The 17,553-nt window shown below is 64.9% G+C and carries 18 protein-coding genes; 5 read left to right on the top strand and 13 right to left on the bottom strand.

Features of this window, described 5'->3' with window-relative positions:
* Positions 1-88: 88 nt before the first annotated feature.
* Entirely contained in the window at positions 89-1,795 is a 1,707-nt protein-coding gene (locus TQ29_RS03140) for a bifunctional sulfate adenylyltransferase/adenylylsulfate kinase (protein WP_054540300.1), read from the bottom strand.
* Between the two features lie 155 nt (positions 1,796-1,950).
* Positions 1,951-2,898, bottom strand: coding sequence for a thioredoxin-disulfide reductase (trxB, locus tag TQ29_RS03145; protein WP_054537977.1), 948 nt, complete (start codon positions 2,896-2,898; stop codon positions 1,951-1,953).
* A 202-nt stretch (positions 2,899-3,100) separates the two neighbouring features.
* Here trxB and TQ29_RS03150 point away from each other — a divergent pair, with 202 nt between their 5' ends.
* Positions 3,101-3,601, top strand: a complete 501-nt coding sequence (locus tag TQ29_RS03150) for an Lrp/AsnC family transcriptional regulator (protein WP_037205032.1) — start codon at positions 3,101-3,103, stop codon at positions 3,599-3,601.
* 2 nt (positions 3,602-3,603) lie between these two features.
* On the opposite strand, the gene TQ29_RS03155 is transcribed toward TQ29_RS03150, so the two are convergent.
* The 5 genes from TQ29_RS03155 to lgt all read right to left on the bottom strand — a co-directional run bounded on the left by TQ29_RS03155 (position 3,604) and on the right by lgt (position 7,720).
* On the bottom strand, positions 3,604-4,395 hold the full coding sequence (locus tag TQ29_RS03155; protein ID WP_054537978.1) for a Hint domain-containing protein: 792 nt from the start codon (positions 4,393-4,395) through the stop codon (positions 3,604-3,606).
* Between the two features lie 306 nt (positions 4,396-4,701).
* Positions 4,702-4,860 carry a hypothetical protein gene (locus TQ29_RS20575; protein WP_157445500.1) on the bottom strand — a complete coding sequence of 53 codons (159 nt, stop codon included), beginning with the start codon at positions 4,858-4,860 and terminating at the stop codon, positions 4,702-4,704.
* 159 nt (positions 4,861-5,019) lie between these two features.
* Positions 5,020-5,775 (bottom strand): peptidoglycan editing factor PgeF, encoded by a 756-nt coding sequence (gene pgeF / locus TQ29_RS03160; RefSeq protein ID WP_054537979.1) that lies wholly within the window; start codon positions 5,773-5,775, stop codon positions 5,020-5,022.
* Positions 5,772-6,836 carry a class I SAM-dependent methyltransferase gene (locus TQ29_RS03165; protein ID WP_054537980.1) on the bottom strand — a complete coding sequence of 355 codons (1,065 nt, stop codon included), beginning with the start codon at positions 6,834-6,836 and terminating at the stop codon, positions 5,772-5,774. Before TQ29_RS03165 ends, pgeF begins: the two co-directional genes overlap by 4 nt.
* Entirely contained in the window at positions 6,833-7,720 is an 888-nt protein-coding gene (gene lgt / locus TQ29_RS03170) for a prolipoprotein diacylglyceryl transferase (protein WP_054540301.1), read from the bottom strand. Before lgt ends, TQ29_RS03165 begins: the two co-directional genes overlap by 4 nt.
* Before the next feature lie 97 nt (positions 7,721-7,817).
* On the opposite strand from lgt, the gene TQ29_RS03175 reads away from it, so the two are divergent.
* The gene (locus tag TQ29_RS03175; RefSeq protein ID WP_037205035.1) at positions 7,818-8,066 is read left to right on the top strand and encodes an accessory factor UbiK family protein; all 249 of its coding nucleotides are present in this window, start codon (positions 7,818-7,820) and stop codon (positions 8,064-8,066) included.
* 19 nt (positions 8,067-8,085) lie between these two features.
* On the opposite strand, the gene TQ29_RS03180 is transcribed toward TQ29_RS03175, so the two are convergent.
* Positions 8,086-8,313: a hypothetical protein gene (locus TQ29_RS03180; protein ID WP_054537981.1), complete on the bottom strand. Its 228-nt coding sequence runs from the start codon at positions 8,311-8,313 to the stop codon at positions 8,086-8,088.
* A gap of 240 nt (positions 8,314-8,553) precedes the next feature.
* Between TQ29_RS03180 and TQ29_RS03185 the strand changes: the two genes are divergently transcribed.
* On the top strand, positions 8,554-9,243 hold the full coding sequence (locus TQ29_RS03185) for a hypothetical protein (RefSeq protein ID WP_157445501.1): 690 nt from the start codon (positions 8,554-8,556) through the stop codon (positions 9,241-9,243).
* Positions 9,244-9,283: 40 nt separating this feature from the next.
* Here the strand turns inward: TQ29_RS03185 and metG are convergent, their stop codons facing one another.
* The 5 genes from metG to TQ29_RS03210 all read right to left on the bottom strand — a co-directional run bounded on the left by metG (position 9,284) and on the right by TQ29_RS03210 (position 15,612).
* Entirely contained in the window at positions 9,284-11,002 is a 1,719-nt protein-coding gene (metG, locus tag TQ29_RS03190) for a methionine--tRNA ligase (RefSeq protein WP_054537983.1), read from the bottom strand.
* 93 nt (positions 11,003-11,095) lie between these two features.
* Positions 11,096-11,848 (bottom strand): SDR family oxidoreductase, encoded by a 753-nt coding sequence (locus tag TQ29_RS03195; RefSeq protein ID WP_054537984.1) that lies wholly within the window; start codon positions 11,846-11,848, stop codon positions 11,096-11,098.
* A gap of 176 nt (positions 11,849-12,024) precedes the next feature.
* The gene (locus TQ29_RS03200; RefSeq protein ID WP_054537985.1) at positions 12,025-12,780 is read right to left on the bottom strand and encodes an SDR family NAD(P)-dependent oxidoreductase; all 756 of its coding nucleotides are present in this window, start codon (positions 12,778-12,780) and stop codon (positions 12,025-12,027) included.
* Positions 12,781-12,867: 87 nt separating this feature from the next.
* Positions 12,868-14,097 carry an MFS transporter gene (locus TQ29_RS03205; RefSeq protein WP_054537986.1) on the bottom strand — a complete coding sequence of 410 codons (1,230 nt, stop codon included), beginning with the start codon at positions 14,095-14,097 and terminating at the stop codon, positions 12,868-12,870.
* 96 nt (positions 14,098-14,193) lie between these two features.
* Positions 14,194-15,612 carry a calcium-binding protein gene (locus TQ29_RS03210; protein ID WP_162231804.1) on the bottom strand — a complete coding sequence of 473 codons (1,419 nt, stop codon included), beginning with the start codon at positions 15,610-15,612 and terminating at the stop codon, positions 14,194-14,196.
* 218 nt (positions 15,613-15,830) lie between these two features.
* Here TQ29_RS03210 and TQ29_RS03215 point away from each other — a divergent pair, with 218 nt between their 5' ends.
* The gene (locus tag TQ29_RS03215; protein ID WP_157445502.1) at positions 15,831-16,433 is read left to right on the top strand and encodes a hypothetical protein; all 603 of its coding nucleotides are present in this window, start codon (positions 15,831-15,833) and stop codon (positions 16,431-16,433) included.
* 75 nt (positions 16,434-16,508) lie between these two features.
* The gene (locus tag TQ29_RS03220; protein ID WP_054537989.1) at positions 16,509-17,552 is read left to right on the top strand and encodes an aldo/keto reductase; all 1,044 of its coding nucleotides are present in this window, start codon (positions 16,509-16,511) and stop codon (positions 17,550-17,552) included.
* The last annotated feature ends 1 nt before the right edge of the window (position 17,553 follow it).

The following is a 17,553-nucleotide window of genomic DNA, read 5'->3' on the forward strand; positions in this document are numbered from 1 at the left end:
GGCGGCGCCCCTGCCGGGCGCCCATCGGCCGAAACGCAAACGGCCCCGGAGATTTCCGGGGCCGTAAACGTTTTGGAAGATAGCGGGATCAGCCGGCGACGAGGCCCATCTGTTCCAGCTTCAGCAGAACCTGATGGGCGCAATTGTCCACGTCCACACCTTCGGTATCCAGCACCAGCTCGGGGGTTTCCGGCACTTCATAGGGATCGGAGATGCCGGTGAATTCCTTGATCTTGCCTTCGCGCGCCAGCTTGTACAGGCCCTTGCGATCACGCTTTTCGCATTCTTCAAGCGAGGTCGCCACATGCACTTCGCAGAAGGCGCCATAGGCTTCGATCATCTCGCGCACCGCGCGGCGCGTGGCCGTGTAGGGCGCGATCGGGGCGCAGATGGCAATGCCGCCGTTCTTGGTGATCTCGGAGGCGACATAGCCGATGCGGCGGATGTTGATGTCGCGATGCTCTTTCGAGAAGCCAAGTTCGGACGACAGGTGTTTGCGCACCACGTCGCCGTCGAGCAGCGTTACCGGGCGGCCGCCCATTTCCATCAGCTTGACCATCAGCGCGTTGGCGATGGTCGATTTGCCCGAACCCGAAAGGCCGGTCAGGAACACGGTAAAGCCCTGCTGCGCGCGCGGCGGGCGGGTCTTGCGCAGCTCCGCCACCACCTCGGGGAAGGAGAACCACTCGGGGATCTCCAGCCCTTCGGCCAGACGGCGGCGCAGTTCGGTGCCCGAGATGTTGAGCACGGTCACGCCCTCTTCGATCTCATCCGCCGGTTCGTACTGGGCGCGCTCCTGCACATAGACCATGTGCTTGAACGGCACCATCTCGACGCCGATCTCGGCCTCATGCGCCTTGTAAAGCTCCTGCGCATCGTAGGGGCCATAGAAGTCTTCGCCGGCGCTGTTCTTGCCGGGGCCGGCATGGTCGCGGCCGACGATGAAATGGGTCACGCCGTGGTTGCCACGGATCAGCCCGTGCCAGACCGCCTCGCGCGGGCCGGCCATGCGCATGGCCAGGCTCAGCAGGCTCATGGATGTGGTGGCGGCCGGGTATTTGTCCAGCACCGCCTCGTAGCAGCGCACGCGGGTGAAGTGATCGACATCGCCCGGCTTGGTCATGCCGACGATCGGATGGATCAGCAGGTTGGCCTGTGCCTCTTTCGCGGCGCGGAAGGTCAGTTCCTGATGCGCGCGATGCAGCGGGTTGCGGGTTTGAAACGCAACGACGCGGCGCCAGCCCAGCTTGCGGAAATGGGCGCGCAATTCGTTGGGCGTATCGCGGCGGCCGCGGAAATCGTAATGCATCGGCGGCTGGATGCCGGTCACGGGGCCACCCAGATAGACCGGGCCGGCCTCGTGGTGCAGATAGTTGACGGCGGGGTGGGCCAGATCATCCGCACCGAAGACCTTTTCGGCTTCTCGTGCCTTGTTCGGTGTCCAGCTGTCGGTCACCGACATGATCGCCAGGATCACGCCTTCCTGATCGCGCAGGGCGATGTCCTGCCCCGGCTCCAGGCTGTCGGCGAAGGCCTGGCTGACGTCGAGGGTGATCGGCATCGGCCAGAGCGAGCCGTCGGCGAGCCGCATATTCTCGACAACGCCGTTATAGTCCTCTTCGTTCAGGAACCCCTTGAGCGGATTGAAGCCGCCGTTCATCAGAAGCTCGAGGTCGCAGATCTGACGCGGTGTCAGATCCCAGCTGGGCAGATCGCCGGCTTCGACCTTCAGTTTCTGGGCGCTTTCGTAAGAAACATAAAGCTCCGGGACGGGAGCGAGGTTGGGCATGGACATGTTTTTCAACTCGGCTTCTTGTCATTCACAAAAGACCGGTTCCCCCGCCCGGTCGTTTGGGGCGTAGCCCTTTAATGTGACAGAATTCAAGCTTTGGCAGCGTTCTTTTTGCAATTGCGGCGAAAAGGTCGCGTAATGGGCATCCGCGCGGGAAATTATCCCTGTTCCTGCTCCGCCAGCCACCGTTCCGCCTCCAGCGCGGCCATGCAGCCCATTCCGGCCGATGTGACCGCCTGGCGGTATTTGTGGTCGGTCAGGTCGCCCGCGGCGAAAACGCCGGGGATGGAGGTTTCGGTGCTGTCGGGTTTCGTCACCACGTAGCCGCCCATATGGGTTTCCAGCACGTCCTTGACCAGTTCGGAGGCCGGCGCATGGCCGATGGCGACGAAGAAGCCCTTGCACGGCACTTCGGTGATCTGCCCCGTCTCCACATGCCGGGCGCGCACGCCTTCGACGCCCCGCGGGTTGTCGCCGCCCACGACCTCTTCGATCGCGTGGTTCCACAGGATTTCCACCTTGGGATTCTTGAACAACCGGTCCTGCAGGATCTTTTCCGAGCGCAGGCTGTCGCGGCGGTGGATCAGCGTGACCTTGCTGGCGAAATTGGTCAGGAACAGCGCCTCTTCCACGGCGGTGTTGCCGCCGCCGACCACGACCACCTCCTGCCCGCGATAGAAGAAGCCATCGCAGGTGGCGCAGGCCGAGACGCCGAAGCCCTTGAATTTCTCTTCCGAGGGCAGGCCCAGCCATCTGGCCTGGGCGCCGGTCGCGAGAATCAGCGCGTCGCAGGTGTAGGTGGTGCCGCTGTCGGCACTGGCGGTAAAGGGGCGTTTGGACAGGTCCAGCGCATTGATGTGATCGGCGATGATTTCGGTGCCGACGGCGCGGGCGTGGGCCTCCATCTTGATCATCAGGTCGGGGCCCTGGATTTCCACCTCGCCGGGCCAGTTCTCCACCTCGGTGGTGATGGTCAGCTGGCCGCCCGGCTGGATGCCCTGAATGAGCAGCGGCTCCAGCATCGCGCGCGATCCGTAGACGGCGGCGGTATAGCCCGCCGGGCCGGAGCCGATGATCAGAAGTTTGGTGTGACGTGTGTCGGTCATGGCGAAGCCCTCTTGCGCAGCACTGCTTACTTAGACATCCGCCAAAACCTGCGCAACCGCCGTCGGGGCGCGGAGTGTCGCGGGGTGGCGGCGGGAGGAAAAGCTGCTTCTGTCATGTATTATAATAATTGCGCAAGCGTGAAATATAATTGCGCTTCCGGTGCCCGCTGCGTATCATCTGCCAAATTTCAGGAGAACGCACATGTCTGGGGCCAAGCTTGATCCCATAGATCGAAAGATCCTGGCCGAGTTGCAGGCCGATGGCCGGATGACCAATGTCGAACTTGCCCGGCGCGTCGGCATTTCGGCACCGCCCTGTCTGCGCCGTGTCCGGACGCTGGAAGAGGCGGGGTATATTCGCGGATATCACGCCGATGTCGATGCGCGCAAGCTGGGCTTCGAGGTGCAGGTCTTTGCCATGGTGGGGCTGCAGAGCCAGGCGGAGGTCGATCTTTCGGCCTTCGAGGCACGCTGTCGCGGCTGGCCGCTGGTGCGTGAATGCCACATGCTGAACGGCGAGGTCGATTTCATCCTGAAATGCGCCGCGCCGGATCTTTCGACCTTTCAGACCTTCCTGACCGAAGAACTGACTGCGGCCGAGAATGTGGCCAGCGTGAAAACCTCGCTGGTGATCCGCTGCGCCAAGGATCAGCCCGGTGTGTCGTTCGATGTTCTGGAGGCGCGGCTGGGAAGCGACGGCTGAGATCAGGCCGCGCGCATCCCTTCGAACTCATGCTCCGTCAGGCGCGGGATGTGCATCGGGCCGAAGTCGGTCAGGTTGCGGACATGGGGAAACAGCCCCAGGAACAGCTCGCGCATCTCCAGATCGACCATCACATCGGCGGGGGTGCCGGGGTGATAGCTTTCAACCTCGATGCCGTTGGCAAGCAGGATCTGCTGGCCATCGAGCACCAGATGGTAGACGCGCACCGGCGCGGCGGGGCGGACGGACACCATGTTGACCCCGTCGGTATAGCTGCGTGCCGGGGCGAAGGCCGAGCGGGTTCCGAACATCTGCTTGCAGCCGGTGTGGCGGAACAGAACCCGTGCGCGGGGGCCAAGCACCAGGTCATGCGCGGGCCGGGCCAGGCCGAAACTGTCGGCCGTCACCCGGATCAGGCGCACCGCGTCTTCGGCGACGTCGGGCAGGCTGGGGAAGATCATCATCGAGCCGACCCAGAGCAGCGGCATCGGCCCGTTGTCGGCGGTTTCGATCATCGTGCCGGGTATCAGATCCTCTACCGCGACGGGACCGTCGGCGGTGGCGATCAGCGTGCCGCGGGCGAAGGCGGCGAATGCCTCTTCGAAGGCTGGGGTCGCGGGGGCGACGCTGGTGAAATCGATCAGGGCGCCGGAGCGCGTCAGACCGGCAACCTCATATCGGCGCGTAAGAGGCGTTGCGCGCGGAGGCCGCCGGTCGGAACGAGCTGGCGAAAGAGAGCCTTTCATGGCCCGGGATGCCGCAATACCCGCGGCGGTCTGGTGGGGATAACCCATGCGATCAGTCCTTCAGGTCTGGTCACATCTGCTTCGGCCCCCACCGAAGTACTTGCAGAGGACATTCGTTACCGTTACGTCACCATTTGCACCAATCGTTAACGGACTGTCAAAAACTTCCTGTGATTTCAGCGCGCTTTGGCGCCAATGCAGGGTTCAGTGGCGGGATTGTTTCCGATGCTTCGCAAGAACTGCCACATTTCGGCGAGATTGGAAACGGAGATCGCCCGAATCAAAAAACCCCGCGCGTGATGCACGGGGGCAGGTCGATGTTTCGCGGGGCGCTCTGGCCCTGCCTGCGCGGCTTCAGGCGCGCGCGGCTTTGCGGGGTGCGATGGCGCGGGCGCGCGCCGGCCGGGTTGCCCGGGCCCAGGGCAGCTGCGTCTCGGCCTTGGCGCTGTCTTCGAGGATCCATTTCATCCAACGGCGTTTGGCTTTCATCTTGCGCACTCCTTGGTCTGTCATCGCTGCCCCTTTGCGGGGCTTGAGCGGTATGTCTGTGTCCCCCGGCCGTGACTGACCGAATGAGATGAACCTGACAGGGGAATCTGGCAGACATGTGGCTTTGGTTGTGTCCTTTCGTGGTCATGACAGGATGGAATTGTGGCGGCCATCGCGCGCCCGCTACAGCCGGATCGCGGAAATCAGCCGGCCATAATCCACTTCGCCCGCATGAGTGGCCCGCCGGTAAGAGAAGAACCGGCCGGGGTCTGAGTAAGTGCAATGGCGTGTCCATTGCGCCTGCCCGACGCCGGCTTCGCGCAGGCGGTGCAGGCCGAAGCCCGGCAGATCAAACTGCACCCGGTCGCCGTTGCCGCCCGAGAAGAAGCGGCCATAGGCCGGGTCTTCGTCCAGGAACGCCTCGAGGAATTCGGGGCCGACCTCATAGGCGCGCTGGCTGATGGTCGGGCCGATGACGGCGGCGGTATCGGCGCGGCGGGCGCCCAGCCTCTCCATCGCGTCGAGCGTGGCTTCCAGAATGCCGCCAAGCGCGCCGCGCCACCCGGCATGGGCTGCCCCGATCACCCCGGCGCGCGCGTCGGCGAACAGAACGGGCTGGCAATCGGCCGTCAGGATCGCCAGCGCGAGGCCGGGCGTGGCGGTCACCAGCGCGTCGGCGCGGGGCTTTTCGTCCGGCGGCCCCTCGATCACGGCGACATCCGCCGAATGCACCTGATGGATCGAGATCAGCGCCTCGGGCGCCACGCCCATGGCGCTGGCCACGCGGGTCCGGTTGATCTGCACCACCTCGGCCTGATCGGACGAGCCCTGACCGCAGTTCAGCCCCTGAAACACGCCCGAAGAGGCCCCGCCGCGCCGGGTGAAGAAGCCGTGCCGCAGCGGGGATAGCGCGTCTGAGGTGAGGATTTCCAAAGTCATGGCGTGAATCCGGGTGGGGGGGCAGAGCCCTTTGGTGTCAGGGCGATTGTTTTGAAGAGCGTTCCCATTTCCTGTGGGTGGGTCAAGCGGCGATGTGCGGCGACGTGGTTTTCCAGTGCAGTTCCGCTCAGCGCCCCTGCCAGCGCCTGCGCGCGGGCGGTAATCCCCAGCCGCTCCAGAAACACACCCTGAGGTGTCAGGTTTGTATGCGCAACGCCGGTGGCGGCCCGTGCAAGAGCTTCGAAATCGACATGGGCGGTGAGGTCGGCCTCACCGGAATGTGATAGCGGATCGACCGGCTGATGCGCTTTCAGCGCCTGCAGCGTGTCACCCAGAGAGCGCCAGCCGCCATAATCGATGATCAGCGCGGTGCCGCCATGCCTGGCGATGCGGCGGGCCAATTCGCCGATCATCGGCGCGGCGGCGGGGCAAAGCTCGACCACGTCGCCCGGCCGGGTGTCGGCCAGCCGATGGTCCAGCGCGGCGAGCGGTGCGGGCGCGCCAAGGGCGAAGGTCAGCCGCTGGCCGTCTTGCGCCACCTGCACCTCGCGCCAGCCGGCGCTGTCGCGCTGAAACTGGCGGATCGGCAGCGCGTCGAAAAACTCGTTGGCCACGAGGAAAAGCGGGGCCTCGGGCAGGGCGGCGATACTGTCGGCCCATGTCACGGCGTGCGTGGCCAGCCTGTCGCGCTGGGCCTCGCGCAGGGTGGCGGAGGCCTCGATCAGGTGCACCCGGGCGGCATCATGAAAGCCCGGCACCTTTGCCGTGGCGCGCAGGATGTCGGCCATCAGCGTGCCGCGCCCCGGCCCCGGCTCGGCCAGGGTGAAAGGGGCCGGGCGGCCCTGATCCATCCAGACCTGGGCCAGAAACAGGCCCAGCATTTCGCCGAACATCTGGCTGATCTCGGGCGCGGTGGTGAAATCGCCGCCGGCGCCGAACGGATCGCGTGTGGCATAATAGCCATGGGCGGGGTGCAGCAGGCATTCGGCCATGTAATCGGCAAGCGTGATCGGCCCGGTCGCCGCGAGGCGCCGCATCAGCAGATCGGTGAGCGGGGTCACGCCCGGCGCCGCGCGATCATGATCAGCGCGATCCCCAGCGCCACCATCGGCAGCGACAAGAGCTGGCCCATCGTCACGCCGATCCCGTGCCAGTGCAGGGCGAAGCCGATCGGATTGTCCGGGGTGATGAACTGATAATCCGCCTGCCGGAAATACTCGACGAAGAACCGCGCGATGCCGTAGCCGATAAAGAACATGCCCGTGATCTGCCCCGGCACCTTCAGCCAGCCGCTGCGATAGACCAGAACCAGCAGCACCGCGCCCAGCACCAGCCCTTCCAGCCCCGCCTCGTAAAGCTGCGAGGGGTGGCGGGCGCAGGGGCCTTCCCAGCCCGGCGGGCATTGCGCGGCAAGATCACCGGGAAAGACCATGGCCCAGGGTACGGTGCTGGGCCGGCCCCAGAGTTCGGCATTTATGAAATTGGCCAGCCGCCCGAAGAACAGACCCGGCGGCGTGGCCAGCGCCAGCGCATCGGCGGCCGAGAGCAGCATGATGCCGTGTTTGCGGCAAAACAGGATCAGCGCCACCATCACCCCCAGCAGCCCGCCGTGAAACGCCATGCCGCCATGCCACAGCATCGGGATTTCGGCCGGGTTCTGCAGGTAATAGCCGGGTTTGTAGAACAGCACGAAGCCCAGCCGCCCACCGAGGATCACCCCCAGAATGACCCATGTCAGCAATTCCTCGACCTGCTCGGGGCCCATCGGGGCGCGGCCGCCGGGCCAGAGCCTGTCGGTCTTGACCAGCCGCACCACGAGCCGCCAGCCCAGCAAAAGCCCCGCGATATAGGCCAGCGCGTACCAGCGCAGGGCAAGTTCGATGCCGAAAACGGAGATCGAAAAGATCTCGGGGCTGATGTTCGGGAAATTCAGGACTGCCTGCATGATGGCCTTTCTTGTGCTTTGCGCCACGGCGAAGTCAAGCTTGAGCTTCGCGCCTGCGCGGCCCATATAAGGGGAGAATGTAACGCCGGAGGCGCAGATGCAGACCCGCAACAAGTTTTTCGACGATATGTCCCAGTTGATGACCAACGCCATGGGTGTGGCGCAGGGCGCAAAGGACGAGGCCGAGACCGCGTTCAAGGGGATGATCGACCGCTGGCTGGCCGAGCGTGATTTCGTGACCCGTGAAGAATTCGACGCCACCCGCGCGATGGCGCAGAAAGCCCGTGAAGAGAACGAGGCGCTGAAAGCCCGGCTGGACGCGCTGGAGGCTGCGGCGAAGGCGTGAGCGTGGCGCGGATTTTCCGCTAGCCCCTGTCATTGCGGGTTTCCAGCAACGCCTCCAGTGTGGCCAGCGCGCCGGTCTGGCGCATAAGCCTGAGTTCATCGAAGATATCCTCCAGCGCGCGGGAATAGGCCGCGATCGCGATGTCGCGCGATCTGCCGTCGGTGCTGTTGTGCATGCGCTGGTAATGGTTCTCGGCCGCGGCCACCATCGCGATCAGCCTGCGGAAGCGTGTGGCGGTGTTAGGCATCGGGCTTGCCCTTGCGGGGAGGGCGAGGGCGGGCCCGCTGCGGCTCGACTAAAACATTCATCATAAATAAACGGCTTGTTTGTTGCATGGGTTGGTGCCGCGTCGACAGCCAGAGCGGGATTCGGTAACGGGTCTGTTTCCGCTTAAGATGAATAAATCTCGATAAGTCAAGATAAATTTGCCTTACCGTCGCATTCAGATTTAAACGTCCTGAAACGCGTGCCATTCTTCGGCGAAATGATGCTGAACTCCGCAAAATCTGCTGCGCTGGGCGCAAGGATACGCGACCTCGTCGAAGACGGGTTGCAGCGTCAGGGCGTGTCTGCCCGGCGGGCGTCGATGGATGTTGTGGGGCATGACGGGCTGATCCGGGATATCCGCGCCGGGCGCATCCCGAGCTTTGACCGTCTGGTCTGCCTGTTCGAATATCTGGCGATTCCCGTGGAATTCGGGGGGCCGGCCGCGCCCACACCCGGTGTGGCCGAGGATGACGGCTCCGGCGCGCCGGGGTTCGCCGGGCCCGAGGCGTTGCGCGCCGGGTTTCTGCCCTTTCCCTGGCACCGGATGGCGGGCCGGCGGGGCATGGGGCCGGTGGCATTTTCGGGTGACTGGCTGACGGAACGCCAGCTCGCGCCCGATACCCTGAGCTTTGTCGCGCCCGATCTTCTGATCGCCGATCCGACGGGCGGGCACAGGCCGCTTGCGCTGGTCGATCAGGCGGCGCGGCGCACGGGCGGGCCGGCGCTGTGGTGTTATGTCGAGAATGGCAAAACCGCGCTGGCACGGGCGCATTGGCAGAACCGGAGCATTCTGGTTCTGTCAGGTGACGGGCCGCAGGCCATCGCGCGGGTTCTGATCGGCGCAGAGCACGAGAGGGTGCAGTTTCTGGGCCGTGTCGTCTGGCTGGGAAGCTTCGTTCAGGGGGCGTGAGGGGCGCGCGGTTCGGACAGGTGATTCAGGTGGGGCGCTTTCAAACGCGCGCCCCAGCGAATTTTTCCTGCCAGCCTTCACGCTCTTCATCGGTGATCTTGCGGAACAGGACATCGGGCACGGTGAACGCATGGCCCGAGGGCAGGGCCGCCAGCGCGGCCGGCACATCATCGGGCCAGCTGTCATCTCGCGTCTGCATCGCGGCCAGCATCGACGCGGCGGCATCGGGAATGAACGGGCGCGACAGCACCGCGTAAAGCCGGATCAGGTTCAGCGCCAGGCGGATCTGCGCGGCGGCGGTCTCGGGATCTGTCTTGAAGGCCGACCAGGGCGCCGCCGACTGCAGGTATTCGTTGCCCGCGACCCAGATCGCGCGCAGCTCGCCCGCGGCCTTGCGGATTTCCATCGCCTCCATATGCGCCTCATAGGCGCGGATGCGGGGGGTCAGATCAGCGATCAGCGCTTCTTCGGCCGGGCCGAAGGTGCCGCCCGCGGGCACCGCCTCGCCGAATTTGGAGCGGCAGAACTTGGTGACGCGCGACACGAAATTGCCCAGCACGTCGGCCAGATCCTTGTTCACGCTGGCCTGGAAGTTTTCCCAGGTGAATTCACTGTCGGAGTTTTCCGGCGCATGGCTGAGCAGCCACCAGCGCCAGTAATCGGCCGGCAGGATCTCCAGCGCCTGATCCATGAACACACCGCGCCCCTGGCTGGTCGAGAACTGGCCGCCGTCATAGTTCAGGTAGTTGAACGACTTGATGTAATCGACCAGCTTCCACGGCTCGCGCGAGCCCATGATCGTGGCCGGGAAAGACAGCGTGTGGAAGGGCACGTTATCCTTGCCCATGAACTGCACATAGCGCACGTCGTTCCCGCCCTTGTCGGTGCGCCACCAACGTTCCCAATCGGCATCGGATTTGCCGTTCGCATCCGCCCATTCGGCGGTGGCGGCGATATATTCGATCGGCGCGTCGAACCAGACGTAGAAGACCTTGCCCTCCATGCCGGGCCAGTCCGCATCGCCCTTTTTCACCGGTACGCCCCATTTCAGATCGCGGGTGATGCCGCGATCCTGAAGCCCGTCACCGTCATGCAGCCATTTCCGGGCGATGGATGTGGTCAGGATCGGCCAGTCGGTCTGGCTGTCGATCCACCGGTCGATTTCGTCCTTCAGAAGCGACTGACGCAGGTAGAGGTGCTTGGTCTCGCGCACCTCCAGATCGGTCGAGCCGGAAATGGCGCTGCGCGGGTTGATCAGGTCGGTCGGGTCGAGCTGTTTGGTGCAATTCTCGCACTGATCGCCGCGCGCCTTGTCATAGCCGCAGTTGGGGCAAGTGCCCTCGATATAGCGGTCGGGCAGAAAGCGGCCGTCGGCGTGGGAATAGACCTGCTTTTCGCTCACCTCCTCGATCAATCCGTTTTCGGCCAGCTTGCCGGCGAAATGCTGGGTCAGCGCGTGGTTGCGCGCCGATGACGAGCGCCCGTAGTGATCGAACGACAGGCGGAAGCCCTCGGCCAGTTCGGCCTGCACGTCATGCATCCGGGCACAATACTCGGCCACATCCTCGCCCGTCTTGGCGGCGGCCAGTTCGGCGGGGGTGCCGTGTTCGTCGGTGGCGCAGATGAACATCACCTCATGGCCGCGCTGCCGCATGTAGCGGGCATAGAGATCGGCCGGAAGCTGCGAGCCGACCAGATTGCCCAGATGCTTGATGCCATTGATATAGGGCAGGGCCGAGGTGATGAGGATGCGTGCCATGTGGGGTATGCCTTTGTCCCGGTTTGCCGTCCCGTTTAACGCCGCGATGCAAAAAGGGCCAGAGGGCGTGTACCGGGCGCCGCGCGGTGCCGCTCAGAATTTGCTGATGGAGTTGCCTCCGTCGGCGATCAGCGCGGTGCCGGTTACGAAAGACGACGCGTCGGAGACCAGAAACAGCGCCGCTTGCGCGATTTCCTTCGGGCTCGCCATGCGTTTGAGGGCATGCAGGCCGCGCACGATGTCATGATAGGACGGGTCATCGCCCGCCATCGGCGTGAGTGTGCCTCCGGGCAGCAATGTATTCGCGCGCAGCCCCTGTGGCCCGTGCTCTGCCGCCAGCACCTGAGCCAGGCCTATGAGGCCCGCCTTTGCCGCCGCATAGGCGCCCATGCCCGGCAGCCCGACCGTGTGGCCGACGAAGGAGGAGGTGAACACGATCGAGCCCCCGCCCGCGTCAAGCAGCGCGGGAACCTGATATTTCGCGGCATAGAAGGCGGCGGTCAGGTTGGTTCCGATCACGCGGTCCCAGGTTTCGGTTGCCATCGCGGGGATGGGGCTCATCTCTCCGGTGATCCCGGCATTGTTGAAGGCGGCGTCCAGCCGGCCGAACCGGCGCCGGGCCAGCGCGACAAGCGCTTCCGCGTAGCCTTCATCCTCGACATCGCCGGCAAGAACGGCGGCATTTCCGCCCGCGCGGATGATTTCGGAGGCATGTGTCTCGAGCAATTGACCGCGCCGCGCCCCCAGCACGACATTGGCGCCCTCGGCGGCGAAGAGTTTCGCGGCGGCTTCGCCGATACCGCTGCTTGCGCCCGTGACGATGATGGTTTTTCCTGCCAACTGCATTGGTGCCTCCATGCTCCACAGATCGGGATGGCCTACACCTAAAGCGGGCGATTATGCCGCTCGACCCGGATCTTGCGGCTTCGGCGGGATGGGCCGCCGGGGGGGTGCGAAATCACAAGTTCCGGGGCGCAAAGGGCCAGAGGCGGTGTGCCCCCGGCCCCCTCACGCGCGCAGGCTTACTGCGCGGTATAGCCGCCATCGACCAGGTGATAGCTGCCGGTGACGAAGCTGGCCCTGTCCGACAGCAGGAAGGCGACAAGCCCGGCCACCTCTTCGGGGGTGCCCAGCCGCCCGGCCGGGTGCATCCCCGCCAGCGCGGTCAGCTGTTCGGGGGACATGGTGTCATCGACCATCGGGGTGTGGATGAAGGCCGGGCCGACCGCGTTGACGCGGATGCCCTTGGGCGCATATTCGATGGCCGCGTTTTTCGTCAGACCGACGACACCGTGCTTGGCGGCGACATAGGCGCCGGCGGTGGCAAAGCCCACGCTGCCCAGGATCGAGGCGATATTGACCACCGCGCCGCCACCGGCCGCCTCGATCGCGGGAAGACCGAAGCGCAGCCCGTAGAAAACCCCGCTCAGGTTTATGTCTATCACCTTGTGCCAGCCGTCGAGCGGATAGTCCGCCACCAGATCCGCCGGCCCGGCGATCCCGGCGTTGTTCACCAGATAGTGCAGCGCGCCGGTCTGCTCCACGGCGAAGGCGATCATCGCCTCGACGGTCTCGGGGCGGGCCGCGTCCACCGCAACGGGCAGCGCCGCCCCGCCCGAGGCCTTGATTTCATCGGCGATTTCCTGGGCGTGGGCCTCATTCAGGTCGGCGACGATCACTGTCGCGCCCGAGGCGGCAAGCTCCCGCGCGATCGCCGCGCCGATACCAGAGCCGCCGCCGGTGACGATGCCGGTTTTGCCGTCAAAACGGATGTCCATGTCACATCTCCAAATTGCACCGCGTTCCCATAGTGCAGATGGGGAATGCGCCGGGCCGGAGCAAGGGCAGGCGGGGGCCGGTTTGCCCTACGGCTCGTGCCGGTCACGGCTGCCTTTCATCAGGCGGCCGACGGTGAAAGAAGTGCGCGGCGACCAGACATAGGGCGTGCGCGTCTCGACCGTGGGGCGCACGCGCATCCGGGCCAGGCCGAAGACGACCAGAACGATATGCCCCACCGCGATCAGCAGGAACAGCGCGGAAGGGCCGAACCGGGTGATCAGCGCCGATGCCGCAAGCGGCGACGCGATGGCGCCCACCGCATAGAAGAACATCAGCGCGGCCGAAAGCTCTACCCGTTCGTGGCTTTCGGCGAAGTCATGGGCATGGGCGGCGGCGACCGAATAGATCGGGAAGGTGCTCATCCCGAACAGGCCCGCCGTCAGCAACACGCCAACCGTGCCCACGCCGCCCGCGGCGGTGCTGACGGCACAGGATACCGTGGCCGCGACCGACAGCCAGATCAGCACCCAGCGGCGATCGTATTTATCCGCCAGCCAGCCGATCGGATATTGCGCCAGCGCGCCGCCCAGCACGTAAACGGCCAGAAACAGGCCGATCTGATTGGCGGCCAGGCCCACCTCCTGGCCATAGACAGGCCCGACCATGCGGAACGCGGCGCTGGACAGGCCAGAGACAACCACCCCCGCCGCGGCCAGTGGCGAGCGTTCGACCGCCAGCCACGGGCGCAGCCGCGGCGTGTCGGGTGTTTCGGGCTGGCGCACGGTGGTCAGGGCCAGCGGCAGCAGGGCCGCGCAGCAGACGATCGTCAGCAGGTTGTATGACACATAGGCGGCCGGTTCGAGAATGCCGATCATGAGCTGCGCGCAAAGCGCCGCACCCATATCGACCAGCCGGTAGATGCCCATGGCCCGGCCCCGCGTCTCGTTCGTCACCTTGGCCTGCAGCCAGGCCTCGATCACCGTGTAGCAGCCGGCGATGCACAGGCCCGTCGCCACCCGCATCAGCGCCCAGGCCAGCGGATCCACCAGCATCATATGCGCCAGCAGGCCGATCGCCCCCGCAGCGGTGAAGGCGGCAAAGGCGCGCGAATGGCCGACCGACCCCATCAGGCGCGGCGCCCACCAGCAGCCGATGAAGAACCCGAAGAAATGCGCCGAGCCGAGCAGCCCGACCTGGGCGGTGGTAAAGCCGAGCGACAGGCCCGAAAGCGCGTCGAGCGGCCCGACGGCGCCTGACGAGAGCTGAAGCAGGGCCGCGGACAGCAGCAGGGCGGCGAAGGAGATGATCAGGCGCATGCGGGGGTGCTAGCCCGGCGGTTTGCGCCGGGCTGGCCCGTTCTCGACATGCGATGTCGTTTTGCTCTGTTCGCCCGTGGCATGTGCGGGGCCGGATCAGAACAGGAAGTTGTCCACATCGTCGAGCTGGCCGAGCCTGATATCCTCGACCGTGATCTCGACATTGCGAAAGCTGATGATCACGTCGCTGCCGCTCTTGTCGAAGTCGAGCTGGCCGATGTGAGACGCGCCCCTGCCGATCTGGATCAGATCCTCGCCGAGGGTGAAGTCCTTGATCGTGTCCTTGCCGTCGCCCTTGCTGAAAAAGAACGTATCCGCGCCGGCCCCGCCGAACAGCTTGTCGTTGCCGGCATCACCGCGCAGCAGGTCATCGCCGCCGCGGCCGAACAGAACATCCCGCTTGGCGCCGCCGAACAGCTTGTCCTTGCCGGCGCCACCGTCGAGCTTGTCGGTGCCGTTGTCACCATAGAGCCGGTCCTTGCCGTTGCCGCCTTCCAGGCGATCGGCCCCGCCGCCGCCAAAAAGCTTGTCATTGCCGCCATTGCCCCGCAGCAGATCGTTCTGCGACAGGCCGAAAAGCTCGTCGCCGCCGCCATTGCCCGAGATGCGATCCTTGCCATGCAGGCCATAGACACGCTCGCCGCTGTTGCCGCCATTGAAGACGAGATCTTCCGACAGCCAGATGTCGGGCACCTTCACGCCGTCGACCTTCAGCGTGGCATTGTCGAAAGAGGCCTCGTTTTCGATCGGGCCGGTGATCCTGGCCAGGGTGGTTCCATCGGGGTCTTTGAAGGTGATGCCGTCGACCGCGAGGTTGGGAATGGTCGTCAGGTCAACCGCGCCGGTGGCGAACGCCTGGGCGATTTCGACGACTTCCGCGAAATCCTCGGGCGCGGTGCCATCCACCGTCAGGCTGTAGCCGTCGAGTGTCACGCCAAGCTGCGTGGGGGTCAGGCTCAGCGCGGCAAGCTCTGTGCCGCCGTCCAGTATGGAAACGCCGCTGATGGCATAGTCATCGAGCGTGGTGTAGATGCTGTTCAGCTCCTGGCTGGACAGGTTGGCCATGTCCGACAGCATGCTGAGCGCGCCGACGAGGGCATAGAACTGCGCGAAACTGTTGAGCAGCGCGCCGTCGACCTGAAAGCTCTGATTGCCCGAGCTTAGCGTGTAGGCGGACGAAGACATCTGAAACGACAGGATTTCGGTTCCCGAACGGGTGACGGATATGCCGTCGAACGTGCCCTGGGCGAGGCCGGCGAAGATCGCGTCTTCGAGTTCGGAGATGCTGGAAATCGGGGAGATACCGCTGCCGCTGATGGTCAGATCGAACGCGCCGGAAGACAGGACGATCCTGGAGGCCGACAGTTGTGTCGGTGTCCAGCCAGAGGCGGAAACCTGATCGTCGAGCGCATCAAGCGCGGCCTGATGATCCAGTGCGAAATTGTCGACAGCGGCCAGATCTGGGGGTGTGTCGAGCAGATTGAAAAACGCGGAGGTGAAATTTGCAGTTGTCATTTCGGTACCTTTGGGAACATCAAGCATCGCGCCGGAACTCTATGAGTTTTTGACAAAAGGGAAAGCGGTTTGGCCGGGAGGATCATCGTATCTGGCATCTGGGATTGGTTTTTTTCATTCTATCGTTCGGCTTGGGCGGGTGCGGGCATCCGCTGGTAACAGATGCGAAAACCGCCCCGGTTTTCGGATATCGAAACGGTGAGGATATTTTCTATTCATTGGCGCTTCTGGACGAAACAGCGCGCCGGTTTCTGGCCCTGCCGCCGGCATCCACGCCTTCGGCGGAGCCCTCGGCGACGACAGGTGGAACCGGGCAGGGCGGGGTGGGGCCGGTCTCTCTGGGCGGCTCGGTCGATTACGACATCCGCCATTCGTCCGAGGTTTCGCTTGGCGTGGTGACCACGCTTCCGGTAACGCCGCGACTGGCGGTCGAAGGGCGGGTGGCCTTCGCCTATGGCCAGAGCCTTTATGTGCTGCCGGAGGGGATCGACATCCTGACCGATCCGATCGACATCGATCTGCGATCCAGATCCCTGGAGGCCGAGCTTGGCCTGCGGCTGCGACAACCCCTGGGGGGAAAGCTGGCCGGGTATCTGTCCGCCGGGGCCGGCCGGCGGATCGCGCGCGCGGACATGTCGCTGACCTCGGCGCTGCTGGATACCGGCGGGCAGATCACCGAGCATCAGGATTTCTTCGCGGTCGGGGCCGGGGTCGACCTGCCGGTGCTGGCCCGCAGCCGGGCCGCCCTTGGCACGGCCGTCAAGCACTACCCCGGTATCGGCACCAGCCTGCTGCTTGGTGTGGACATCAGTTTGCGCTGATCCTGTTTTAAGGGTTGCCCTGACGCGCGGCGGCAATAACTGTGCGCCCGGAACGTGGATATTCAGGGGCATCCCATGCAAAAAGTCAAACTCGGCCGCTGCGGTCTTGAGGTTTCCGAGATCTGCCTGGGGTCGATGACCTGGGGCAACCAGAACACGCTGGACGAAGGCCATGCGCAGATCGACATGGCACTTGATCGCGGCGTGAACTTCATCGACACGGCAGAGATGTACCCGGTCAATCCCGTGCTGCCCGAAACCGTGGGCCGCACAGAAGAGATCATCGGCGAATGGTTCGCCCGCACCGGCCGCCGCGACGAGGTGATCATCGCCACCAAGATCACCGGCGCGGGCAGCAAGGCCACGCGGGACGGCGCCCCGATCAGCCGTGCGAGCATCACCGAATGCGTCGAGGCATCGCTGAAGCGGCTGAAGACCGATGTGATCGACCTCTATCAGTTTCACTGGCCGAACCGGGGCTCGTATCACTTTCGGCAGCAATGGGCCTATGACCCGTCGAAGCAGGATCGCGCCGAGACGCTGGCGCATATGGAAGAGGCGCTCGATACGCTTCAGACCCTTGTTCAGGAAGGCAAGCTGCGCCAGTTCGGCCTGTCGAACGAAACCGCGTGGGGCACGGCCGAATGGCTGCGTCTGGCCGAGGCGAAGGGCGCGCCGCGCGTGCAATCCATCCAGAACGAGTATTCGCTGCTGTGCCGCCTTTACGATCTGGATCTGGCAGAGCTTGGCGTGAACGAGGATGTGACGCTGCTGGCCTATTCGCCGCTGGCCAACGGGCTTCTGAGCGGCAAATACGCGGGCGACGTGACGCCCGAAGGCACCCGCCGCGCGCGCAGCGCCACGCTGGGCGGGCGCGTCACGCCTTTTGTGTGGGAGGCCGTCTCGGCCTATATGGGCATCGCCAACGCGCATGGGCTGGACCCGGTGCAGATGGCGATCGCGTTTGTGATGGCGCGGCCCTATCCGGTGATCCCGATCATCGGCGCCACCTCGCTGGCGCAGCTGGATACCGTTCTGGGCGCGGCGGAGCTGACGCTGGGCCAGGAGGTGCTGGAGGATATCGCCGCCGCCCGCATGGCGTATCCGATGCCGTTCTGAC

Origin of the sequence: Actibacterium sp. EMB200-NS6 (assembly GCF_001305615.1) — a bacterium.
In the GTDB taxonomy this organism is placed as follows: domain Bacteria; phylum Pseudomonadota; class Alphaproteobacteria; order Rhodobacterales; family Rhodobacteraceae; genus Actibacterium_A; species Actibacterium_A naphthalenivorans.